At 72.3% G+C, this 19,214-nt stretch carries 20 protein-coding genes and 1 pseudogene; 8 read left to right on the forward strand and 13 right to left on the reverse strand.

The genetic code is table 11. The features are described from left to right. A partial coding sequence (locus tag ACWEVN_RS03885) for an ABC transporter ATP-binding protein (RefSeq protein WP_452050145.1) occupies window positions 1–874 on the reverse strand: 874 nt, incomplete at its 3' end. Between the two features lie 229 nt (window positions 875–1,103). Here ACWEVN_RS03885 and ACWEVN_RS03890 point away from each other — a divergent pair. Further along, window positions 1,104–2,078 carry a methyltransferase family protein gene (locus ACWEVN_RS03890; protein ID WP_452050146.1) on the forward strand — a complete coding sequence of 325 codons (975 nt, stop codon included), beginning with the start codon at window positions 1,104–1,106 and terminating at the stop codon, window positions 2,076–2,078. Then, a complete protein-coding gene (locus ACWEVN_RS03895) occupies window positions 2,075–2,998 on the forward strand; it encodes an alpha/beta hydrolase (RefSeq protein WP_452050147.1) in 924 nt (307 codons plus the stop codon). Before ACWEVN_RS03890 ends, ACWEVN_RS03895 begins: the two co-directional genes overlap by 4 nt. 2 nt (window positions 2,999–3,000) lie before the next feature. Here ACWEVN_RS03895 and ACWEVN_RS03900 read toward each other — a convergent pair whose 3' ends face one another. The 3 genes from ACWEVN_RS03900 to ACWEVN_RS03910 form a co-directional block, all read right to left on the reverse strand. After that, window positions 3,001–3,588, reverse strand: a complete 588-nt coding sequence (locus ACWEVN_RS03900) for a TetR/AcrR family transcriptional regulator (RefSeq protein WP_452050148.1) — start codon at window positions 3,586–3,588, stop codon at window positions 3,001–3,003. Window positions 3,589–3,654: 66 nt separating this feature from the next. Beyond that, window positions 3,655–5,256 (reverse strand): amidohydrolase, encoded by a 1,602-nt coding sequence (locus tag ACWEVN_RS03905; RefSeq protein ID WP_452050149.1) that lies wholly within the window; start codon window positions 5,254–5,256, stop codon window positions 3,655–3,657. Window positions 5,257–5,258: 2 nt separating this feature from the next. Beyond that, window positions 5,259–5,999, reverse strand: a complete 741-nt coding sequence (locus ACWEVN_RS03910) for a MoaF C-terminal domain-containing protein (RefSeq protein ID WP_452050150.1) — start codon at window positions 5,997–5,999, stop codon at window positions 5,259–5,261. Between the two features lie 174 nt (window positions 6,000–6,173). Here ACWEVN_RS03910 and ACWEVN_RS03915 point away from each other — a divergent pair, with 174 nt between their 5' ends. Then, window positions 6,174–6,872, forward strand: coding sequence for an SDR family NAD(P)-dependent oxidoreductase (locus ACWEVN_RS03915; RefSeq protein ID WP_452050151.1), 699 nt, complete (start codon window positions 6,174–6,176; stop codon window positions 6,870–6,872). 13 nt (window positions 6,873–6,885) lie between these two features. Next, window positions 6,886–7,686 (forward strand): SDR family NAD(P)-dependent oxidoreductase, encoded by an 801-nt coding sequence (locus tag ACWEVN_RS03920; protein ID WP_452050152.1) that lies wholly within the window; start codon window positions 6,886–6,888, stop codon window positions 7,684–7,686. A 1-nt stretch (window position 7,687) separates the two neighbouring features. Here the strand turns inward: ACWEVN_RS03920 and ACWEVN_RS03925 are convergent, their stop codons facing one another. From ACWEVN_RS03925 to ACWEVN_RS03960, 8 genes are all read right to left on the reverse strand, one after another. Continuing rightward, window positions 7,688–8,380: an ABC transporter ATP-binding protein gene (locus tag ACWEVN_RS03925; RefSeq protein WP_452050153.1), complete on the reverse strand. Its 693-nt coding sequence runs from the start codon at window positions 8,378–8,380 to the stop codon at window positions 7,688–7,690. Continuing rightward, entirely contained in the window at window positions 8,377–10,080 is a 1,704-nt protein-coding gene (locus ACWEVN_RS03930) for a branched-chain amino acid ABC transporter ATP-binding protein/permease (protein WP_452050154.1), read from the reverse strand. The genes ACWEVN_RS03925 and ACWEVN_RS03930 overlap by 4 nt, the downstream gene beginning before the upstream one ends. Beyond that, window positions 10,067–10,927 carry a branched-chain amino acid ABC transporter permease gene (locus tag ACWEVN_RS03935; RefSeq protein WP_452050155.1) on the reverse strand — a complete coding sequence of 287 codons (861 nt, stop codon included), beginning with the start codon at window positions 10,925–10,927 and terminating at the stop codon, window positions 10,067–10,069. The genes ACWEVN_RS03930 and ACWEVN_RS03935 overlap by 14 nt, the downstream gene beginning before the upstream one ends. Window positions 10,928–10,937: 10 nt before the next feature. Further along, on the reverse strand, window positions 10,938–12,110 hold the full coding sequence (locus ACWEVN_RS03940; protein WP_452050156.1) for an ABC transporter substrate-binding protein: 1,173 nt from the start codon (window positions 12,108–12,110) through the stop codon (window positions 10,938–10,940). Beyond that, window positions 12,107–12,502 (reverse strand): nuclear transport factor 2 family protein, encoded by a 396-nt coding sequence (locus ACWEVN_RS03945; protein ID WP_452050157.1) that lies wholly within the window; start codon window positions 12,500–12,502, stop codon window positions 12,107–12,109. Before ACWEVN_RS03945 ends, ACWEVN_RS03940 begins: the two co-directional genes overlap by 4 nt. 11 nt (window positions 12,503–12,513) lie before the next feature. Beyond that, window positions 12,514–13,281, reverse strand: coding sequence for a MoaF C-terminal domain-containing protein (locus ACWEVN_RS03950; protein WP_452050158.1), 768 nt, complete (start codon window positions 13,279–13,281; stop codon window positions 12,514–12,516). Window positions 13,282–13,338: 57 nt separating this feature from the next. After that, complete coding sequence (locus tag ACWEVN_RS03955; protein WP_452050159.1) at window positions 13,339–14,283, reverse strand: AraC-like ligand-binding domain-containing protein; 945 nt, start codon at window positions 14,281–14,283, stop codon at window positions 13,339–13,341. Between the two features lie 150 nt (window positions 14,284–14,433). Continuing rightward, window positions 14,434–15,246 carry an SGNH/GDSL hydrolase family protein gene (locus ACWEVN_RS03960; protein WP_452050160.1) on the reverse strand — a complete coding sequence of 271 codons (813 nt, stop codon included), beginning with the start codon at window positions 15,244–15,246 and terminating at the stop codon, window positions 14,434–14,436. Between the two features lie 85 nt (window positions 15,247–15,331). On the opposite strand from ACWEVN_RS03960, the gene ACWEVN_RS03965 reads away from it, so the two are divergent. After that, window positions 15,332–15,889 carry a PadR family transcriptional regulator gene (locus ACWEVN_RS03965; protein WP_452050161.1) on the forward strand — a complete coding sequence of 186 codons (558 nt, stop codon included), beginning with the start codon at window positions 15,332–15,334 and terminating at the stop codon, window positions 15,887–15,889. A gap of 42 nt (window positions 15,890–15,931) precedes the next feature. On the opposite strand, the pseudogene ACWEVN_RS03970 reads toward ACWEVN_RS03965, so the two are convergent. Further along, window positions 15,932–16,235: pseudogene (locus ACWEVN_RS03970) on the reverse strand (sigma factor-like helix-turn-helix DNA-binding protein); the annotation flags it as partial. 70 nt (window positions 16,236–16,305) lie between these two features. Here ACWEVN_RS03970 and ACWEVN_RS03975 point away from each other — a divergent pair. From ACWEVN_RS03975 to ACWEVN_RS03985, 3 genes are all read left to right on the forward strand, one after another. After that, entirely contained in the window at window positions 16,306–16,893 is a 588-nt protein-coding gene (locus tag ACWEVN_RS03975) for a TetR/AcrR family transcriptional regulator (RefSeq protein WP_452050162.1), read from the forward strand. 109 nt (window positions 16,894–17,002) lie between these two features. Further along, entirely contained in the window at window positions 17,003–17,770 is a 768-nt protein-coding gene (locus ACWEVN_RS03980; protein ID WP_452050163.1) for an SDR family NAD(P)-dependent oxidoreductase, read from the forward strand. A 28-nt stretch (window positions 17,771–17,798) separates the two neighbouring features. Next, the gene (locus ACWEVN_RS03985) at window positions 17,799–19,211 is read left to right on the forward strand and encodes an MFS transporter (RefSeq protein ID WP_452050164.1); all 1,413 of its coding nucleotides are present in this window, start codon (window positions 17,799–17,801) and stop codon (window positions 19,209–19,211) included. Window positions 19,212–19,214 lie beyond the last annotated feature (3 nt).

Raw genomic sequence — 19,214 nt, forward strand, 5'->3', positions numbered from 1 at the left:
CCGGCGTTTCGAGGGTCATCGTGGGAGAGATGACCGGGAACCCGGCGCGGCGGTCGACGCCGAGCTGCGGCACGCAGCCGAGCAGCGCCCGGGTGTACGGGTGCTTCGGCCGCGTCAGGACCTCGTCGCGTGACCCCACTTCGACCAGGCGCCCGCGGTACATCACCGCGATCCGGTCGGCGACCTGCGCGGCGACGCCCATGTCGTGGGTGATGAACACGCAGGCGGTGCCGTGGTCGCGGCGCACGCGGTCGAACAGCGTGAGGATCTCCGCCTGTGTGGTGACGTCGAGCGCGGTGGTCGGCTCGTCGGCGATGAGCAGGTCCGGGTCGGCCATCAGGGCCAGCGCGATCATCACGCGCTGCTGCATGCCGCCGGACATCTGGTGCGGGTACAGCCGCAGGATCCGGTCGGTGTCGGTGAGGCCGACCTCGGTCAGCAGCCGCCTCGCCTTGGCCTCGGCGCGGTGGCGCAGCGGGCTCCCGCGGCGGGCCGCCCGCCCGGGCGGCGATCCCGGCTCGCGGTAGGCCTCGGCCAGCTGGTGACCGACGCGGCGGCTCGGGTTCAGCGAATCGAGGGCCTCCTGGAAGATCATGCCGATCCGCGGCCCGCGGTAGGCACGCATCGCGTCGGCGGGCAGCTTCGCCAGGTCCACGCCGTCGAAGGCGATCTCGCCGCGGGTGCGCACGGGGGCGACGAATTCGAGCAGGCGGATGATCGACAGGGCGGTCACGGTCTTGCCGCTGCCGGACTCGCCGACCACGCAGAGCGTCCGCCCTTGCCCGAGGTCGAGGGAGAGCTCCCGCACGAGTTCACGTTCGATGTCGTCGGTGACGACGTCGACGGTGAGCTCCCGGATTTCGAGCAGCGTCATGGATTCCCCTTCCTCGCGCCCGCCGCGAGCGGGCGGGCCGGACTGCCGGGCACCGGCAGGGGTAGTTCTACGCATGTTGACACTGGCCGGGGGCCGTGTCAATGGTTTTATTCTACGAGTGTAGGAAGTTGAAACATCACGGCTTTTTGTTGCTGCACGGGGGAAATTCGTCCCTGGACTCTTTTATCTACGCATGTAGAGTGTCCGGGTCGAACACAAGGAGGACGACGTGACGCCCACCCCCGCCGCGCCCGACCGGATCGTGGACACCGCCATCGGCTACATGGCCGCCCAGCAGCTCTTCGCCGCCAACCGGATCGGCCTGTTCCCGGCGCTGGCGGCCGGCCCGCTCGGCCCGGCCGAGCTGGCCGAGCGCACCGGCAAGCCGGAGAAGATCGTCCGGATCCTCGGCGACACCCTCGCCGCGCGCGGCCTGCTGTCCCGCGTGGACGGTCGCTACGCGCTCACCCCCGACACCACCGAGTACCTCGGCGGAGGAGGTCTGGACCTCGCGCCGTTCCTGACCTTCCTCGAGACGATCAGCTACCCGCACTGGCTGCAGTTCGCGCACACCACCGACACCGGCGAACCCGGCGAGCTCGACCTCGGCGGCGACCGCTGGACGACATTCCTCGGCGGTGTCATGGTGTATAACGCCCTACACGCGCGGATGCTGACGCGGAACTTCGACTTCGGTGGGTACAAGAACCTCCTCGACCTGGGCGGTCTTTCCGCCGAGTTCGCGCTCCAGGCCCTTCACGCCAACGACGTCCTGCGGGCCACGTTCGTCTACGACCCGCGGTCGGTGGACTCGGTCACCGCGGCCGTCGCGGAGTTCGCCGGCCGGACGACCGTCGCCGGCGCGGCGACCCCGGACGCCGAACCCGAGGGCGAGTTCGACCTCGTCATGGTCAACCACGTGGTCCACCGGTTCTCCGTCGACGAGAACCGGGCCATCCTGCGGCACGCGCGGGCCGCGGCGGCGCCGGGTGCCCGGCTGCTGCTGCTGGACTTCTTCCTGGACGAGGACGATTCGCCGCGGGCGCTGGACGCGCTGCACGCGGGGGAGTACCTGGTCATCGACGGCACGGTCGTGTACCCCGAGCGGGACGTCCGGGGCTGGCTGACCGGGGCCGGGTGGCGCCCGGTGGACCGGCTCGCGCTGCCGGGTTCGCCGCGGGTGCTCGTCGCGGAGGCGGTGTGACCATGGGTCTCGACCCCGCGGTGCGGGAGCTGCTGGCCCGCACCCCCGATGGGCCCGCCCGCCCGATGACGGCCGCGGAGCTGCGGGCGGCGTTCGCGGCGTCGCGGCCGGAGCCCGGCCCGGTGGCGCCGGTGGCTTCGGTGACCGAGGTGTCCGTGCCCGGCCCGGGTGGCGACCTGCGCGTCCGGCTGTACCTGCCGGACGTGCCCGGCCCGGTGCCGGTGTTCGTGTGGATCCACGGCGGCGGCTGGACGATCGGCTCGATCGACGAGAACGAGGTCGCCTCCCGCGCGGTGTGCGCGGCGGCGTCGGTCGCGGTCGCGGCCGTCGAGTACCGCCTCGCCCCGGAGGACCCGTACCCGGCGGCGCCTGCGGACTGTTACGCGGTGGTCGAATGGCTGGCGGCGGGCGGCGCGGGCCCGGCGGTTTCGCCGTCCCGGCTCGCGGTCGGCGGCGAGAGCGCCGGCGGCAACCTGTCCACTGTGGTCTCCCTGATGGCCCGCGACCGTGGTGGGCCGCCGATCGCGGCGCAAGTGCTGATCTGCCCGGTCTTCGGCCACCCCGACGACGGCTACGCGTCCTATGTGGACTTCGCGACGGGCTACGGCATGACGGCCGACGCGATGCGGTTCTTCTTTGCCCAGTACGCCCCGCCTTCGCTGGGCGACCCGTACGCGCTGCCGTCGCGGGCGTCCGATCTGAGCGGCCTGCCGCCGGCGCTGGTGCTGACGGCGGAGTACGACGTCCTGCGGGACGAGGGGGAGGCGTTCGCCCGCCGGCTGGTGGAGGCCGGGGTGGCGGTGGACCTGCACCGGTACGCCGGGCAGATCCACGGTTTCTACGGGCTGTACACCGGCTTGCCCGCGTCCGCCCGGTCGCACGCCGAGGTGGCCGCGTACCTGCGGGGGATCTTCGCCTGAGGTCAGGGGCGGGTGAGGCGGTCCAGGAGCGACTCCAGGTGCCGGTGCTGGAGGTCGATCGTGGAGAACTCACCCGCCACCAGGCTCATCACGTTGGCGCCGGCGTTGAGCAGGACGATCTCGTCGACGATCTGCTCGTCGGGGGTCTCGGTGACGATGTCGCCGTCTTCGCGGCCCTCGGCGAGGAAGCGGTGCAGCAGCCCGCGCCACTCCCGGACGTGCTCGAGGTACTTGTCGTGCATCCGCCGGTTGCCCAGCGACATCTGCCAGAAGATGAGCAGCACCCGCCCGGCGGTGATCCGCTCTTCGTCGATCGGCATGGACGAAACGCAGATCTCGCGCAGCGCGGTGAGCCCCCGCAGGCCGTCGAGCTCGACGTATTGGCGCATCATGTCGAGGGCCCGCTCGTAGGTGGCCGCGATGATGTCTTCCTTGCTGGGGAAGTACAGCTTGAGGGCCCCGTTGGCGAACCCGGCCGAGGCGGCGATTTCGCGCATGGTGGCGGCTTCGATCCCGCCCTGCACGATCAGGTCCCAGGTGACGTCGACGATGTCGCTGCGCCGCTGGTCGTGGTCGATGATCTTGGGCACCCGGCACCTCCCGCACTGGTTTCTCTACCAGTGTAGGAGAAAGTGTGCGCGAGGACAGCTCCGGGGTCAGCGCCGGAACACGCGCCGCCCCGCGAACCACGTCTCCACGGCCTGCGTCTCCGCCACCTCCGCCGTCCGGAAGGGGTTGCGGTCCAGGACCACGAAGTCCGCCGACCGCCCCGGTGTCAGCGCGCCCGTCACGTCGTCCAGGCCGCACGCCCGCGCGCCGCCCAGGGTGAACACCTCGATCGCCTCGGCCAGGGTGATCGCCTGCTCCGGCCAGAGCGCCCCCGGCCGCCGTCCGTGCGGGTCCGCACGCGTCACCAGGCCCGCGATGCCTTCCCAGGCGTTCGGCGACTCGCTCACCGGCCAGTCCGAGCCGCCCGCCACCAGGGCACCGGTGTCCAGCAACGTCCGGTTCGGCTGCATCCGCGCCGCCCGGGCGGCCGGCAGCACCTCCGCGATCGCCGCCGGGATGACCCCCGGCACCCACAGGAACGGCGAGATGTCAGCCGCCACGCCCAGCGCGGCGAACCGCGGCAGGTCGTCCGGGTGCACGAACTGCCCGTGCGCCACCTGGAACCGGGTGCCGGCATACCCGGCCGCGCGCACCTCCTCGACCGCGTCCAGGAACTGCCGCACCGACGCGTCGCCCGTGCAGTGGACCTTCGCCGAGAAGCCCGCGGCGGCCGCCGTGAGGAGCCACTCGGTCAGTTCGGCCGGGGGCATCGTCGTGGCGCCGTGGAAGCAGCTGCCGTGGGTGTCGTCGGGCAGGTACGGCTCCAGGAACGCCGCCGTGCGGGTCGGCGGCACGCCGTCGAGGAAGATCTTCACGAAGTCCGGCCGGTGGTGCTCGGTGCGGTACTCGCCGGCGAGCTCCAGCAGGGGCGCCCCGACCGGGTCGAAGCCGAAGATCGGGTCGTTGACCAGCAACGACGACACCACCCAGGCGTCGAGCTCGCCGGCGGAGTCCAGCGAACGGAGCGCGCCCAGGATGTCGGTCGAGACCCCGGCGTCCTGGAACGCGGTGACGCCGAAGCCGTGCAGCACCTCGATCGCCCGCCGGGACGCCCGCCGGTGCTGCTCCGGGGTCAGCCCGGCGATCACGCGCTCGACCAGCACCCCGGCGGCCTCCAGCAGCAGCCCGCTGGGCTCGCCGCCGTCGCGGACGACGACCCCGCCGGGCGGGTCCGGCGTCGTCGCGGTGATCCCGGCCAGCTCCAGGGCCCGGCTGCTCACCCAGCGGTTGTGCCGGCTGTCGTCCGACAGCGACACCGGGCGCCCGCCCGCGGCCTCGTCCAGGGCCCGCCGGGCCGCCGGAACCGACAGCTCCGCAACCAGAGTGGACGCCCAGGCGCCCCCGGTGAGCCATTCGTCCGGTCCCAGTGCCGCGGCCCGCGCGCGGACGGCGGCCAGGATGTCCTCGACCCCGGCGTCCGCGCCGAAGGTGAGTTCGAACAGCTCCGCCCGTCCGGCCATCGCGTGGTGGTTGTGCACGTCGACGAGCCCCGGCATGACGAACGCGCCGCCGAGGTCGAGCACCTCGGTGTCCGGGCCGGCGACGTCGTCGACGACCTTGCCGCCGGTGACGGCCAGCGAGGACGCCCAGGGCCGCGCGGTGTCCACTGTGTACACCACCGCGTTCGTGAGCACCAGGTCGGCGGCCATCGTCAGCGCTCCGCGGGGTCGAACTCGGCGGGGTGGACGGTGGCGCTCAGCAGCTGCCCGTGCGCACCGAAGGTGAAGTGCGTCGGCCGGTCGCCGGTGGCGTCGAGTCCGAACAGGACGCCGTGCGAGCGCAAGGCGCGGGCGTTGCGGTGGTCCGCGACGGTCACCGACGCGCACGGGATGACCTTCTCCCGCCAGGCGAACACGTGGATGCCGGGACGTAGCTGGTAGACGGTGTTCTCGTCGGTGTCGGCCAGCCCGCGCTCGGGCCCGGCCAGGCACTGCCACGTGTACCAGTGCGGGCTGAGGTACACGTGTTCGTAGGCGTGTTCGGGGCTGTACACCCACAGGACCCGGCGGCCGATCAGCGCGGTGCTCGGGGCCATCGGCTCGCCGCGGGTTTCCTGGCCGTCGATGGTTGCGGGCCGGAACCGCTGGGTGACGCGCGGGGTACCGCGGTCGCCGATCGTGGTGGTGACGACGAGGGCTCGCCCGTCGCGCAGGTCCAGGAAGAGCGACACGGCCTCGCGTGCGTCCGGCGACGGGTGGTGCTGGACGTAGTAGAGGTCGTCGTCGACGAGGAACGTATCGCCGGTGCCGCGCCAGGTGAAGATCGGTCCGTGGTCGTCGCGCAGCACGAAGGAGCGGCCGTGCAGGTCGTCGACGGCCGGCGCCTTGTTGGCGTCGAAGCCGGGGGCGAGGCCGTCGAGCGGCAGCCAGGTGGAGGTGTCGGAGAGCGTCATCGTGTCCTCAGGGGGTGGCCTCGGCGGCGGTCAGCGGGTCGAGGGGGTGCGGCGTGCTCACCCTGACGAGTCTCGGCTCCGGTCGCCGCGCGCGCCATCGACCTTGCGGCGCCGGACAACAACGCTGCGCTCGCGGCCAACCGCCCGGCGGCCGCAAGCGGTGAGGATGGGCGGATGCGAACCGAACTCGCCGGGAAGGCGGTGCTGGTGACCGGCGGCGCGTCCGGCATCGGCCTGGCCTGCGTCCAGGCGTTCCGCGCCGAGGGTGCGCGCGTCGGCGTCGTCGACCGCCGGGCCGGTCCGGGCGTCGTCGAGGCGGACGTCACCGACGAACCCGCGCTGGCCGCCGCGGTCGACGCCGTGGCCCGGGGCTTCGGCGGCCTGGACGCCGTGGTCGGCTGCGCCGGGATCTCCGGCCCGGTCGGCACGCCGGTGTCCGCGACCACGGCTGCCGACGTCGCCCGGGTGCTCGCGGTGAACGTCACCGGGCAGTTCCTGCTGGTCAAGCACGCGCTGCCGTGGCTGGCCGACGGCGGCGCGGTGGTCCTGCTCGGCAGCGACTCGGCGTTCACGGCGGCGCCGGGCATGGTGCCCTACTGCGCGTCCAAGGGCGCGGTGGTCGCGATGACCCGCGCGCTGGCCGTCGAGGTGCCGGGCATCCGGGTCAACTGCGTCTGCCCGTCGGTGGTGGACACGCCGATGGCGCGCGCCGACCTCGGCACCGTCCTGGACGACCCGGTGTTCCCGGTGCAGGCGGCCGAAGACGTCGCCCGGCAGGTGCTGTTCCTCGCGTCCCCGGCTTCGCGGCCGGTCAACGGCCAGGCCCTGCTGGCCGACTTCGGGATGTCGGCGCGTTCCGCGTTCCCCGCTTAGGAAAGGATCCACAGTGGACTCATCAGGCAAGGTCGTCGCGATCACCGGCGGTGGCACCGGCATCGGCGCGGCGGTGGCCCGCCGGTACGCGGGCGAAGGCGCGCGCGTGGTCGTGCTGGGACGGCGTCGCGAGCCCCTCGAGAAGGTGGCCGCGGAAACCGGCGCGCACGTCATCACCGGCGACGCGAGCGTGCGCGAGGACGCCGAAAGCGCCGTCGCCGAGATCCTCGGCAAGTACGGGTGGCTGGACGTCGTGGTCGCCAACGCCGGCGGCCACGGCCTGTCGTCGGTGGTCGACACCGGCGATGACGAGTGGGAACTGGCCCTGCGCTCGAACCTCTCCAGCGCGTTCGTGTTCTGCCGGGCCGCGCTGCCGTCGCTGGTCGAGACGGGCGGGCAGGTGGTCGTGGTGTCGTCGCTGGCCGGGCTGTTCGCCGGGCCGAACGTCGCCGGCTACACGGTGGCGAAGCACGCGCTGATCGGCCTGACCCGCTCGATCGCCCGCGACTTCGGGCCGCGCGGGGTGCGGGCGAACGCGGTGTGCCCGGGCTGGGTCCGCACCCCGATGGCGGACGGCGAGATGGCCCAGTTCGCCGCGGCGGCGGGCTTCACCGGCGGCCACGACGAGGGCTACCGCCGCGTGACGGCCGAGGTCCCGCTGCGCCGCCCCGCCGAGCCCGGGGAGATCGCGGCGATCGTCCGGTTCCTGGGCTCGGCGGAGTCGTCGTACATCACCGGTGCGGTGATCGTCGCCGACGGCGGCGCCCACGCCGTGGACCTGCCGACCCTGGCCTTCGAGCGCGCCGGGATGTGAGTCAGGACCCGAGGTAGGCGGAGTGCAGGGTGGCGGGGGAGTCGAGGAGGGTCCGGGCGTCGCCGGTGTGGGTGACGCGGCCCGACGAGACCACCACCGCCTCCTGCGCGACGCCGAGGGCCAGGTGGGTGAACTGCTCCACCAGCAGGATCGCCGCGCCCTCGGCCGCGAACCGCGTCACGACCGGCAGCAGGCGGGTGAAGACCACCGGGGCCAGGCCCAGCGACATCTCGTCGATGAGCAGGTAGGCCGGGCGCGCGGCGAACGCCCGCGCCAGCACGACCATCTGCTGCTCGCCGCCGGACAGCAGGGCCGCGGGGGAGTCGCGCCGCTTCTCCAGCTCGGGGAACAGCTCGAGGACCTCGTCGACGGCCGCGGGCGTGCGAGCGGTCAGGCGGAGGTTCTCCAGCACCGTCAGGCCGGGGAACACCGCGCGGCCCTGTTCGATGTGGGCCAGCCCGAGCCGGGCCCGCGCCACCCGGGAATGCCGGGTCACGTTCACCCCGCCGAGGTGGACACTGCCCGCCGACGGTGGCACCACGCCCGACACCGCCTCCAGCAGGCTCGTCTTCCCGGCGCCGTTGGGCCCGACCAGCGCCGTGATCCGGCCCGGTTCGAGGACCAGGTCGACGTCGCGGATGACCGGGCCGGCCCCGCGCTTCACCGTCAGCCCGTGGACTCGCAACGCGTTCACAGCAGCTCCGTTTCGCCCATGTACGCCTTCAGCACGGCCGGATCGGCCAGGACGTCCGCCTGCGGCCCGCTCGCCAGCACCCGGCCGAAGTCGAGCACGGTGAGCGTGTCGCAGACCGACCGGACGAGGTCGAGGTCGTGCTCGATGAGCAGCACCGACACCCCGAACCGCGCGGGCACCTGCCGCAGCCGCCGCCCGAACGCCACGTGCTCCTCGTGCGGCAGGCCGGCCGCCGGCTCGTCGAGCAGCAGCACCCGCGGGCGGGCGAGCAGGTGCCCGACGACCTCGACGAGCCGCCGCGCACCCGCGTCGACCCGCGACAGCGGCGTCCGCGCCGCCGGGCAGCCGAAGAACGCCAGGGCGTCGTCGACCTCGCGGCCGGTGAGCCGCCGCCGGGCGACGAACCGGACGTAGGCGCCGACGGTGAGGCCGGGCGGGACGCGGTCCTGCTGGAACGTCCGCCGCAGCCCGCTGCGGGCCCGCCGGGAGGGCGAGCCGGTGAGCGGCCGGCCGCCGAGGGTGGCGGTGCCGGTGGCCCGGGGCAGGAAGCCGCTGATCGCGTCGACCAAAGTGGACTTGCCGGCGCCGTTCGGGCCGATCACGCCGAGAATCCCGTGTTCCGGCACCGTGATGTCCACAGCGGACAGCGCGGTGACGTGTCCGAAGGAGACGCTCAGCCCGCGGACCTCGAGCACCGGGTCGCCGGGTGGCAGTGGCTCGACGTCGGGGACGCCTTCGGTGAGCCCGACCCCGGCGGTCCGGCCGGAGCGGCGGCGGTACCAGAGGGCCCGCACGGCGGTGCCGAGGTTGCCGCGGCCGGTGAGGGCCTGGACGCCGAGCACGCCGAAGACGACGAAACCCCAGTCCTGCGGCACGCCCCAGCGCTTGAGCAGCTCGGGCACGGCGACCCAGAGCAGCGCGCCGAACACGGCCATGTCGATCAGGTGCGCGCCGGACATGATGGCCAGGACGTACAGCGCGAGGGACTGGATGGCGGTGAAACTGGCCGGGAAGGCCAGGCCGACCTGCCCGGTGAGCAGGCCTCCGCTGATCCCGCCGAGGGCGGCGCTGACCGCGAAGGCGGTGAGCTTCGACGTCCGCACGCCCGCGCCGACCGCCGCGGTCCCGCGCTCGGAGAAGGCGACGAGGTGCCAGCTGCTGCCCCACCGCCCGCGCCGCAGGAAGTGCACGATCAGCCCGCAGGCGACGAGCACCAGCACGGCGAACAGGAAGTAGGAGCGGTCGTCGGAGAACGCTTCGGGCCGCTCGACGGAGAGACCTTCGGTGGCGCCGGGGAACTGGATCTGCACGAGCGTGAGATCGGCGGCCGCGGCGAGCCCGAGGGTGACGACGGCGAGGGTGATGCCCCGCAGCCGCAACGCGGGCAGCCCGACGAGCACCCCGGCCACGGCGGCGGCGAGGCCGCCGAGCAGCAGCCAGGTGCCGAACCCGCCGGGCACACCGGCCACGTTGCAGGCGGAGACGACGAAGGCGCCGACGGCGGCGAAGGTCAGCTGGCACAGCGAGATCATCCCGGCGGTCCCGGTGACGACTCCCAGCCCGAGCAGCGCGATGGCCGCGACGACGGCACCGACCCCGAGGTAGACGAAGTACCCGGCGAGCCCGACGCTGAGCGCGTAGCCGACGGCGACCGCCGCCGCGGCGACGGCGAACGGCACGAGCTTCTCAGCGAGCCGCATCCCACACCTCCTTGCGCTGCGTCCACAGCAGCAGGGCCACGATCACCAGGAACGGGAGGAAGTACCGCAGCACCGACAGCCGGTCGCTCTGGGCGACCGCGCCCTGGGCCATGCCCAGCACCAGGCCGCCGAGCACCGCCAGGTCCAGCCGCCGGAAGCCGCCCAGCAGGGCCGCCGCCGCGGCCGGGACCACCAGCATCGCCAGCGAGGTCGGGTCGTTCGACTGCGACGGCGCCACGATCGACACCGCCAGGGTCGCGATCACCCCGGTCGCCGTCCACACCCCGACCGACAGCGGCCGGGCCGGGATGCCCAGCAGCTCCGCCGTCGTCGAGCGCTCCGACAGGGCCCGCAGACGCACCCCCAGCGCCGTCCGGGCCAGCACCGCCCGGCAGCCCAGGGCGACCAGGATCGCCAGCGCGACCGTGAGCACCGTGACCTGGCTGACCACCACACCGCCGATCGTGAACGCCGGGCCGGCCAGCAGCGGATGGAACGGCTGCGGCTTGTTCCCGAACAGGATGAACGCCAGCGAAATCAGCAGCAGGAGCACCGCGACGGTCGTCGCCGAGCGCGTGCCGGTGTCGGCCTCGGCCAGCCAGGTGGAGACGATCCAGCCGAGTACCGCGCTCAACGCGCCGCCGAGCAGGATGCCCGCCAGGGTGGCCAGCCACGACGGGACGCCGAGGTGGACGGCGAGGAAGACGGCGACGTAGCAGCCGAACATCCCGGTCGCGGACTGGGCGAAGTTGACCACCCGCACCAGCCGCGACATCAGGGTCAGGCACACCGCGAGCACCGCGTAGAGCCCGCCGGCGGCGAGACCGGCCAGAGCGCCCTGCAGCATCGACGTCCCCCTACTGTTTCGGGATCCGGAGCCAGTCCTGCGCCACGAGTTCCCACTTGCCGGCACCGGTGGCGAGCTTGATCGGCCAGCCCGCGGTGTTGTCGTGGTGCGCCTGCGCGGGCCCGAACACGTACGGCGTGCCGACCATCGGGTCGCTGATCGGCTTCATCTCGCGCAGCGCCTTCGACACCGTCTCGCGCGTGATGTCGCCCTTCATCCCGCGCAGCACGGCGAGGAAGTACTTCGCCGCCAGGTAGCCGCCCTGGCTGAACGACGTCAGCGGGATCCGGTTCTTCGCCATCAGTTCTCGCCAGTCCTTGTTGGCCGGGGCAGCCGCGTCGGTGAACGGGTAGAACTCCGCCGGGACGTACACGCCGGCGCCCGCGTTCGAGATCGCCTTGGCGTAGTTCTCGCTGTAGACGCTGGTCAGCAGCAGCCAGGTGACGTCGGTCCAGCCCTGCGCCTGCGCGGCCTTGAGCTGGCCGATCGAGTCCGGTTCCACCGGGTTGACGGTGATCGCCTTGCAACCCGCCGCCCGCGCCTTGACGATGTAGGGCGTGTAGTCCGATCCGCCGTAGGGCACGGTCGAGTCGACGTACTTCAGCTTCTTGCCGGTGATCTTCGTCCACTCGTCGATGGCCGCCCGGTAGGCCGGCAGCGTGTTGCCGGCGATCTCCAGCAACGCGCAGATGTCGTCCTGCTTCAGCACTTCCGAGCCGTAGAGGAGGGTGAGCGTCATGTCGTGGAACGGGCCGACGTTGACCGGCGCGATGTTCGGGCTGGAGAAGCACGCCGGGTCGACGCCGATGCCCGGCATCGACAGGATCTTCTGCTGCTCGTAGTACTTCTCGTTGATCTCGCACTCGATCAGGCTCGACGACCCGACGAGCGCGACGGCCTGGTCGCCGCCGACCACCTCGCGGGCGGCCGCCGCGGCGGCCGCCGGGTCGCCCTTGTCGTCGATCGCCTTGTACTCGATCTTGCGGCCGTTGACCCCGCCGGCCGCGTTGGCCGCGTCGAACACGGCTTTCGCGGCCTGGGACGCCTCCGGGAAGGTGGCCGCGCCGGACAGCGCGTTGACCGAACCGACCACGATCGGGCCGTTCGCGCCGGCGTCGGAACCGGCGCAGCCCGCGGCCGCCAGCAGGACGGCGATCGCGAGTACGGAGAAGGTTTTTCTCATTGCTGCTCCCGGAGGGCGGCCACGACGGGCGCGGAGTCGACGATCTGCTCGAAGGACACGACCTCGCCGCCCGCGAAGCGCCACAGGTGCGCGACGCGGGCGGTGAAAGACCGGCCGGTCCGGCGGTGGGTGCCGGTGTAGGTGCCGACGCCGATCACCGCGTCCCCGGCGTCGAGCAGGTCGCCGAGGGTGAAGCGGTAGCCGTCCCAGTCCCGGCCGATGGCCTCGAACACGTGCTCGCGCACCTCGTCCGGGCCGGTGTACGTGCCGGCGTAGGGGAACCCGGCCGCCTCCGTCCACGTCGTCGCGGGGCCGAGCGGGGCGAGCATGCCGGGCAGGTCGCCGGCGTCGCTGGCGGCGTAGTGCGCGCGGATGACGTCCACATTGGACACGAGTGGCTCCTTCAGACGGGCTGGGCGTCGGGGTAGGCCACCGCGCCCAGCGGGTAGATGTGCCCGCCGGCGCGGGAGTGCTCGGACTCCCCGTCGCCGGTCAGGCCGAGGAACACTCCGGTGGTGCGCAGGGCGTGGCCGAGGTCGTGCAGCCAGACGCTCGCCACGGCGATCCGGAACTCGCGGAAGCAGAACAGGTACAGCCCGTCGGCGAACTTCCACACCGTCGAGAGGTCCATGTCGCCGTGGCCGCGCTGCACGCCTTCCAGGCACTGCCAGGCGTAGCGCTGCGAAGAGACGTAGACGTGCTCGTACAGGTGGTCGGGGCTGTAGCGGTAGAGGTTCCGCTTGCCGATCAGGTCGCGCGACGGCCCGGGCACGGCCCCGGAGGGTGCGCCGCCGTCAGTGACACCCGCCCGGAAGGTCTGCGAAACGCGGGGAACGCCCTCGACGTCCTCGGCGCCGATCACCGAGCGGACGGCGAGGGCCCGGTGGGTGGCCGTCGAGTAGACGACGGTCAGCGCTTCGCCGTCGACGCTCGTGAGCGGCAGGTTCACGAAGAAGACGTCGTCGCGCACGGCGATGGCGTCGTAGGGGTCTTCGACGCCGTTGCACACGACGTGCCCGGCGTCCTTGAAGGTCAGCGCGAGGGTTTCGCCGTCGTCGAGGGTGATCGTGACGTCCCGGCCGGTGAGGTCGGCGTTCGGCAGCCGGTAGGTGGCGATGCCGGCCGCGAACTCGTCGTAGGTGCGCCAGTCGTCGGAGGGGGCTTCGGGCATGGCCTCATCGTCGGGCGGCCCCGGGATCCGGGCGAGCGGTCACGCGCTGGCAGGCAACTACCGGACGCTGACGGTCAACTCCCGGCGCACCTCGCTCGGCGCCCGGCCGAACGCGCTCTTGAACACCCGGCTGAAGTGCGCGGCGTCGACGAACCCCCAGCGGGCGGCGATGGCCGCGACCGGGCGGCCGGCGTGCACCGGGTCCAGCAGGTCGCGGCGGCAGTGCTCCAGCCGCCGGGTGCGGATCCAGCCGGACACCGTGGTGCCCTGCTCCTGGAACAGCCCGTGCAGGTGGCGGGTCGAGATGAAGTGCTCGGCGGCTATCCGCGCCGGCGTGAGGTCGGTCGACTGCAGGTTCGCGTCGATGTGGGCGCGGATGCGGCGCATCAGCTCGTGGTGCGGGTCGGCGTTCGCGCGCGCGAGGTCGAGCTCGGTGGCGACCAGCGTGGACAGCAGGTCGACGGCGCTGTGCGCCAGCCGCGCGCCCGCGGGGCCCGCCAGCTGCTCGAGGTTGCCGCCGAGCTGGGCGAGGAACGGCACGACGACGTTGCCGACGCCCTCCTTGCCCGACATCCGGACGGCGGTCAGCCGCCCGACGAGCTCGGTGGGCAGGTCGATCAGCCGCTGCGGGAACATCACGACGAGGGTCCGGAAGTCCTCTTCGAACACCAGCGAGTACGGCCGGTGCGTGTCGTAGAGGGCGACGTCGCCGGGGCGCAGCACGGCCTGCCGGTCGTCCTGCACCAGCAGCCCGGTGCCGGCCAGGATCAGGCTCAGCTTGTAGTAGCGCCGCTCGCCGCGCGCAATGAGTTCCGGCGTGCGCTCCACGACGTGGGGCGAGGCGGTCACCTCGGAAACCTGCACGTCGTCGGCCGCCGACGAGCGGATCCGGCCGCGAAAGCCGTCACCACCCGCGGTCACGTGCAGCGGCACGAAGGACTGGGAGACGGCGGCGCGGAATTCGGTGAAGTCACGGGCGATGAGGGTCGTCGGGGCAGACACGGGTCACCTCGCAGCGTCGGGAGGATGCAGCGTCGTATACGATAAGCGATACGATCTCCGCCGACAATGCTCGCCGTCCCGGCTCGGACAACCGCGCCCACGCTGCCCCGGAGCCGGGCGAGTTCTACCGGCCCTGCCTGGGCGCCGTGGTTACTGCGCTGCTCGGCCTGGTGGCGGGCTGGATCCCTCCAAGCGGTGCAGTCGAGGGTGTTTGGCCGTGCGCTGGTCCCCGGAAGACTGGCCGCGCAAGCGCCTGCCGAGCCAGGGGCCGAGAAAGGTGGCTGCCCATCGCAGTTCGGCGGCGGCGCGCGTGTGCGTCGACGGCGGGGTGGGCAACGGTGGTGCCGGTTCGCTCCAGGAATCGTTGCTGCCCGGCACCTGCAGGGCGTGCGCGACCGCGTCGGCGATCAGCTGGTGCCCCAGGGGGCTGCAGTGCAACCGGTCCTCGCTCCAGAACCGGCGGTCGGCGACGGAGGGGTGCCGGGCGATCTCCGCGACGGCGACTCCGTGCCGGGCGGCGGCGACGCAGATCCGGTCGTTGAGGTCGAGGATGCGGGAGCGAACCGGCCGGGCGAGGGGGATGATCCTGGTGATGTCGGGGAAGGTCAGGGTCGCCACGCGGGCTCCGGAGCCGGTGAGCGCGGCGAACATCGCTTCCAGGTGATCGGCCACCGTGGAAACCTCGACGCGGAGCCGAAGCAGGTCGTTGACCCCGGCGACCACGGTGGCCAGGTCGGGACGCAGCGCCAGAGCCGGCTCCAGTTGCCCGGCCCGGACCTCGTCGGCGCGGCGCCCGCGGACGGCGAGGTTGGCGTACTGGAGATCGGGGTTGTCGACGGTGAGGCGTTCGGCGAGCCGGTCGGCCCAGCCACGAAGGCCTGCGACGTCGTCACCGTCACCGACGCCTTCCGTCTGGCTGTCACCCAAGGCGACGTAGCGCCGGTACTTGCCGCTGCCTGTCACGGCATCCTCCTAGTCATAAAGTTGACTAATCATAACCTTGGCTATGATGGGCGTGCCCCCATGTCGACGACGAGGAGATGCGCCGGTGAGCCTGCGGCATGCTGTGCTCGCGGCCTTGCTGTCCGGCGAGTACAGCGGCTACGAGCTGGCCAAGGCGTTCGACGTGGGCGTGGCCAACTTCTGGTACGCCCGGCCGCAGCAGCTGTACCTGGAGCTGTCCAAGCTCGAGAACGACGGCTTGATCAGCGGCCGCGAGGTGGTGCAGCGGACGCGTCCCACCAAGCGGCTGTTCATGGTCACCGACGCCGGCCTCGCCGAGCTGGCGGACTTCGCCGCCGCCACGAGCAAGCCGTCGTTCATCCGCGACGACCTGCTGGTCAAGGTCCAAGCCGTCGACCACGTCGACCCGGCACCGGTGATCGCGCAATTGGACCGACGAGCCGCGGCGGCCGCGGCCAAGGTGGAGCTCCTCGACAAGATCCTGCGGCGGTTGCGCGGCGACCTCGACGAGGAGACCTACCTGCAGCGCGGATCTCCGATCGGGCCCTACCTGACGTGCTTGCGCGGTCGCCGGTTCGAGCAGGAACACCACGAATGGTCGGTACGGGCCGCGGCGATCCTGCGTGAACGGGCGGCTCGGTGAGGCACCCTCGGCACAGGACGTCGACGCAAGCGATACACGGCGTCAGCGGCTGAGGGCGGTCTCTCGCTCCACATGCGACAGCTTCTCGGGATTGCGCACGTGGTAGGCGGCGGTGACGTAGCCGTTCTCGAACCGTACCGCCACCACGCCGGTTTCGACCGCTCGCTGGAAGGCCTGGAGCGCGGCGCGGATCTCCGCGGGGGGAGGCGGTGCCACGTGGCCGGCGCGCGGAGACGTGGGCCCGCGCCCAATAGGCGAGCTGGCGGACCGCGGCCGGGGTCTTGCCGACGGCTTCGGCGATCTCGTCGTAGCCGAGGTCGAACACCTCGTGCAGCACGAACACCGCACCGGCCCGGCGTGATGGCCGGTGCTCTCTATGTCTTCCATCATACATAGCAAGCGGTAAGCTTTGAGTCATGGCTCGACGTTCGGACACCAAACAGCGCATGGTCGGGGCCGCCCGCCAGCTCATCCGCGAACACGGCTACCACTCCATGGCACTGTCCGACGTGGTCGAGCGCAGTGCCTCCCCGCGCGGGTCGCTCTACTACCACTTCCCCCAGGGCAAAGTGCAGATGGCCGCCGAGGCGGCCGAGGTGCACACCCGGGAGCAGGTCGATCTGATCAACCAGCTCGCCAGGGAAGCCGTCACGGTCGAAGGGCTGGTCCGGGCCTACGTCGACCTGGCCCGTGAAGGCATGCTGACCAGCGGTTATGGGCGGGGTTGCGCCATCGCCCCGCTGGTGCTCGAGGTGGGAGAAGCGTCCGAAGAACTGGGTGCCGCCAGTCGGCGCGCCTTCTTTCTCATGGTCGAGACGCTGACACTCCAGTGCGTCGTGCTCGGAGTGGACAACCCCGGCGCCCACGAGCTGGCGCACGCGACCATCGCGGGTGTCCAGGGTGCGATGGTGACCTCGCGCGCGTTGCGCAGCACCGAGCCGTTCGATGCGATCCGAGACGTCCTGGCCGCCCGCGCGCGCAGTCTGGTCGCCGACCACAGCTGACGGCGAATTATGTCGGTCGACATAGATAGATGATAGTGTCGCCGAGACGGCACCGGCGCGATCTCACCGCCTCTGCCGCAGATCACTCAGCGAACCGGGAGATCCCGACATGTCGTCCATCCTCATCACCGGCGCCTCACAGGGGATCGGCCGCGCCATGGCACTGGAGCTGACGAGCCGTGGCCACCGCGTGGTCGGCACCGCGCGCAATCCGGACAGCCTGGCCGACCTGCCCATCGCCGCGCGGCTCGCTCTCGACGTCACCGACCCGGCCAGTGTCGACGCCGCGGTCAAGGCCGCGGGCCCGATCGACGTCGTGGTCAACAACGCCGGCGAGACCATGCGCGCCCCGCTGGAGACCGTCCCGGTGTCCGAAGTCGCCCGGCTGTTCGACCTCAACACGCTCGGCGCGCTGCGCGTCGTCCAGGCCGCTCTGCCCGGCATGCGCGAACGGGGCTCCGGCCACCTGGTGTTCATGTCCAGCATCCAGGGCCGGATGGTGCTACCGATCATCGGCCCGTACGGCATGAGCAAGTGGGCGATGGAGGCCATGGCCGAGGCGCTGGCCATCGAAACCGGCCACTTCGGCGTGAAGGTCAGCGTGATCCAGCCGGGCGTGGTGGCCACCAACGGCGGCGCGAAGGCCAAGGTCTACCGCACCGACGACGACCCGTACGGTCCGCTGTTCGATCAGCTGGGCGAGATCCGGGGCGAGGTCGTGACCCCGGAGGAAGTCGCCACGGTCGTGGCCGACACGATCGAGCGGGAGAACCCACCGCTGCGCGTCGCGGCCGGCCCGTCGGCGACCAAGGTCCTCGCCGCCCGCAAGAGCTCACCGGAAGACCAGGTCTTCTTCCCCTACGAGATCAACTGGTGACCGCGCCGGCGGGCCGCGGGAGGCCGTCGTGAACCGGTCGTCACCCGGGGCGCAGGCGGCCGGGCGACGACCGGTGCCGGAAGGCCCGACGTTGGCCCTCACCTGCCTCGCCACGGCGCTGGCCATGGTCATGTTCACCATGCCGATGAGCACCCTGGTCGAGCTGGCGAGCACGCTGGGCGCGAACGTCACCGAGCGGACCTGGGTGCTCGCCGCGGCCAGCGTCGGGCTGGGCGCCGGGTTGCTGGTCAGCGGCGCGCTCGCGGACCGGTCGGGCCGCCGCACCGTGTTCGTGACCGGCGCCGCCGTCCAGGCGTTGTTCCTGTTCCTGGGCGCCTCGTGGCCGAGTCCGATCCTGTTCACCGTGGCGCGGGTCGGCCAGGGGCTGGGCGCGGCCGCCCTGATCGCGACCAGCCTGGGGTTGATCGCCCAGGTCACCCCGCACGCCGGACACCGCCGCACCCGCGCGACCGGCATCTGGGGCGCAAGCCTGGGCTGCGGGATCCTGATCGGGCCGTTGCTCACCGCCCTCCTCGGGCCCGTGACCGGCTGGCGCGTCCCGTACGTGCTCGTGGCGGTGCTCAGCCTGGCGCTGATCGCCTTCGCGCGTGTTCTGCCCGCGAACCCGCCGCCCTCCTCGGCCGCCCACGGCCGGATCGACTACCTCGCCGTGGCCTGCTTGGTCCTGGGGCCGAGCCTGCTGCTGGCCGGGCTGACCCTCGGCCGGGGCGGCTGGACCCGGCCCGCCGTGCCGGCCCTGCTGGTCGCCGGTCTGCTCGTGCTGGCCGTGTTCGCGATCCACGAGAGGCGGACCGCGGCACCGCTGGTCGACATCCGGCTGTTCGCCAACCCGCGGTTCGTCATCGTCACCGTGGTCGCGTTCGCCACCGGACTCGGCATCATCGCGGTCGCCTCCTGCACCCCCATCCTCGTCGACCAGGGCATGCACGGCTCCGCATTGGCCGGCGCCGTCCCCATCCTGGTGTGGTCCGGTGTCAGCGTCGTCGTCGCCGTGCTCGCCCGGCACCTGCGCCGGTGGATCAGCGCGGACGTGCAATTGGCGATCGGCTTGGTCGTCACCGGCGCCGGTCTGGCCACCCTCGGGCCCTTGCACGACGGCGACACGGTGGTCCGCCTGCTTCCCGGCTTCGCCATCGCCGGACTCGGCACCGGACTGCTCAACGCCGCCCTGGGCGGGCAAGCGGTGGCCACCGTCCCGGCACACCACGCAAGCATGGGCAGCGGCACGAACAACACCGCGCGCTACCTCGGCTCCGGCCTGGGGGTCGCCGTCGTCACCTCCACCGTCGACCCCACCTCCGCGGCCACGCTGCTGGACACCTGGGAGACGCCGATCCTGTTCGGCAGCGCGGTTTCCCTGCTGATCGGCATCGCCATTCCGATCTACCTCGTGCGGGCGGCGGCACCACCGGGCCCCTGAGGG

This window comes from Amycolatopsis sp. NPDC003861 (assembly GCF_053605405.1).

Excerpts from the sequence above, each read along its gene's own strand:
- ACWEVN_RS03905 (WP_452050149.1), bottom strand. The coding sequence starts at position 5,256 with ATGGCCGCCGACCTGGTGCTCACGAACGCGGTGGTGTACACAGTGGAC.
- ACWEVN_RS03910 (WP_452050150.1), bottom strand. The coding sequence starts at position 5,999 with ATGACGCTCTCCGACACCTCCACCTGGCTGCCGCTCGACGGCCTCGCC.
- ACWEVN_RS03915 (WP_452050151.1), top strand. The coding sequence starts at position 6,174 with ATGCGAACCGAACTCGCCGGGAAGGCGGTGCTGGTGACCGGCGGCGCG.
- ACWEVN_RS03930 (WP_452050154.1), bottom strand. The coding sequence starts at position 10,080 with ATGCGGCTCGCTGAGAAGCTCGTGCCGTTCGCCGTCGCCGCGGCGGCG.
- ACWEVN_RS03935 (WP_452050155.1), bottom strand. The coding sequence starts at position 10,927 with ATGCTGCAGGGCGCTCTGGCCGGTCTCGCCGCCGGCGGGCTCTACGCG.
- ACWEVN_RS03940 (WP_452050156.1), bottom strand. The coding sequence starts at position 12,110 with ATGAGAAAAACCTTCTCCGTACTCGCGATCGCCGTCCTGCTGGCGGCC.
- ACWEVN_RS03950 (WP_452050158.1), bottom strand. The coding sequence starts at position 13,281 with ATGCCCGAAGCCCCCTCCGACGACTGGCGCACCTACGACGAGTTCGCG.
- ACWEVN_RS03975 (WP_452050162.1), top strand. The coding sequence starts at position 16,306 with ATGGCTCGACGTTCGGACACCAAACAGCGCATGGTCGGGGCCGCCCGC.
- ACWEVN_RS03980 (WP_452050163.1), top strand. The coding sequence starts at position 17,003 with ATGTCGTCCATCCTCATCACCGGCGCCTCACAGGGGATCGGCCGCGCC.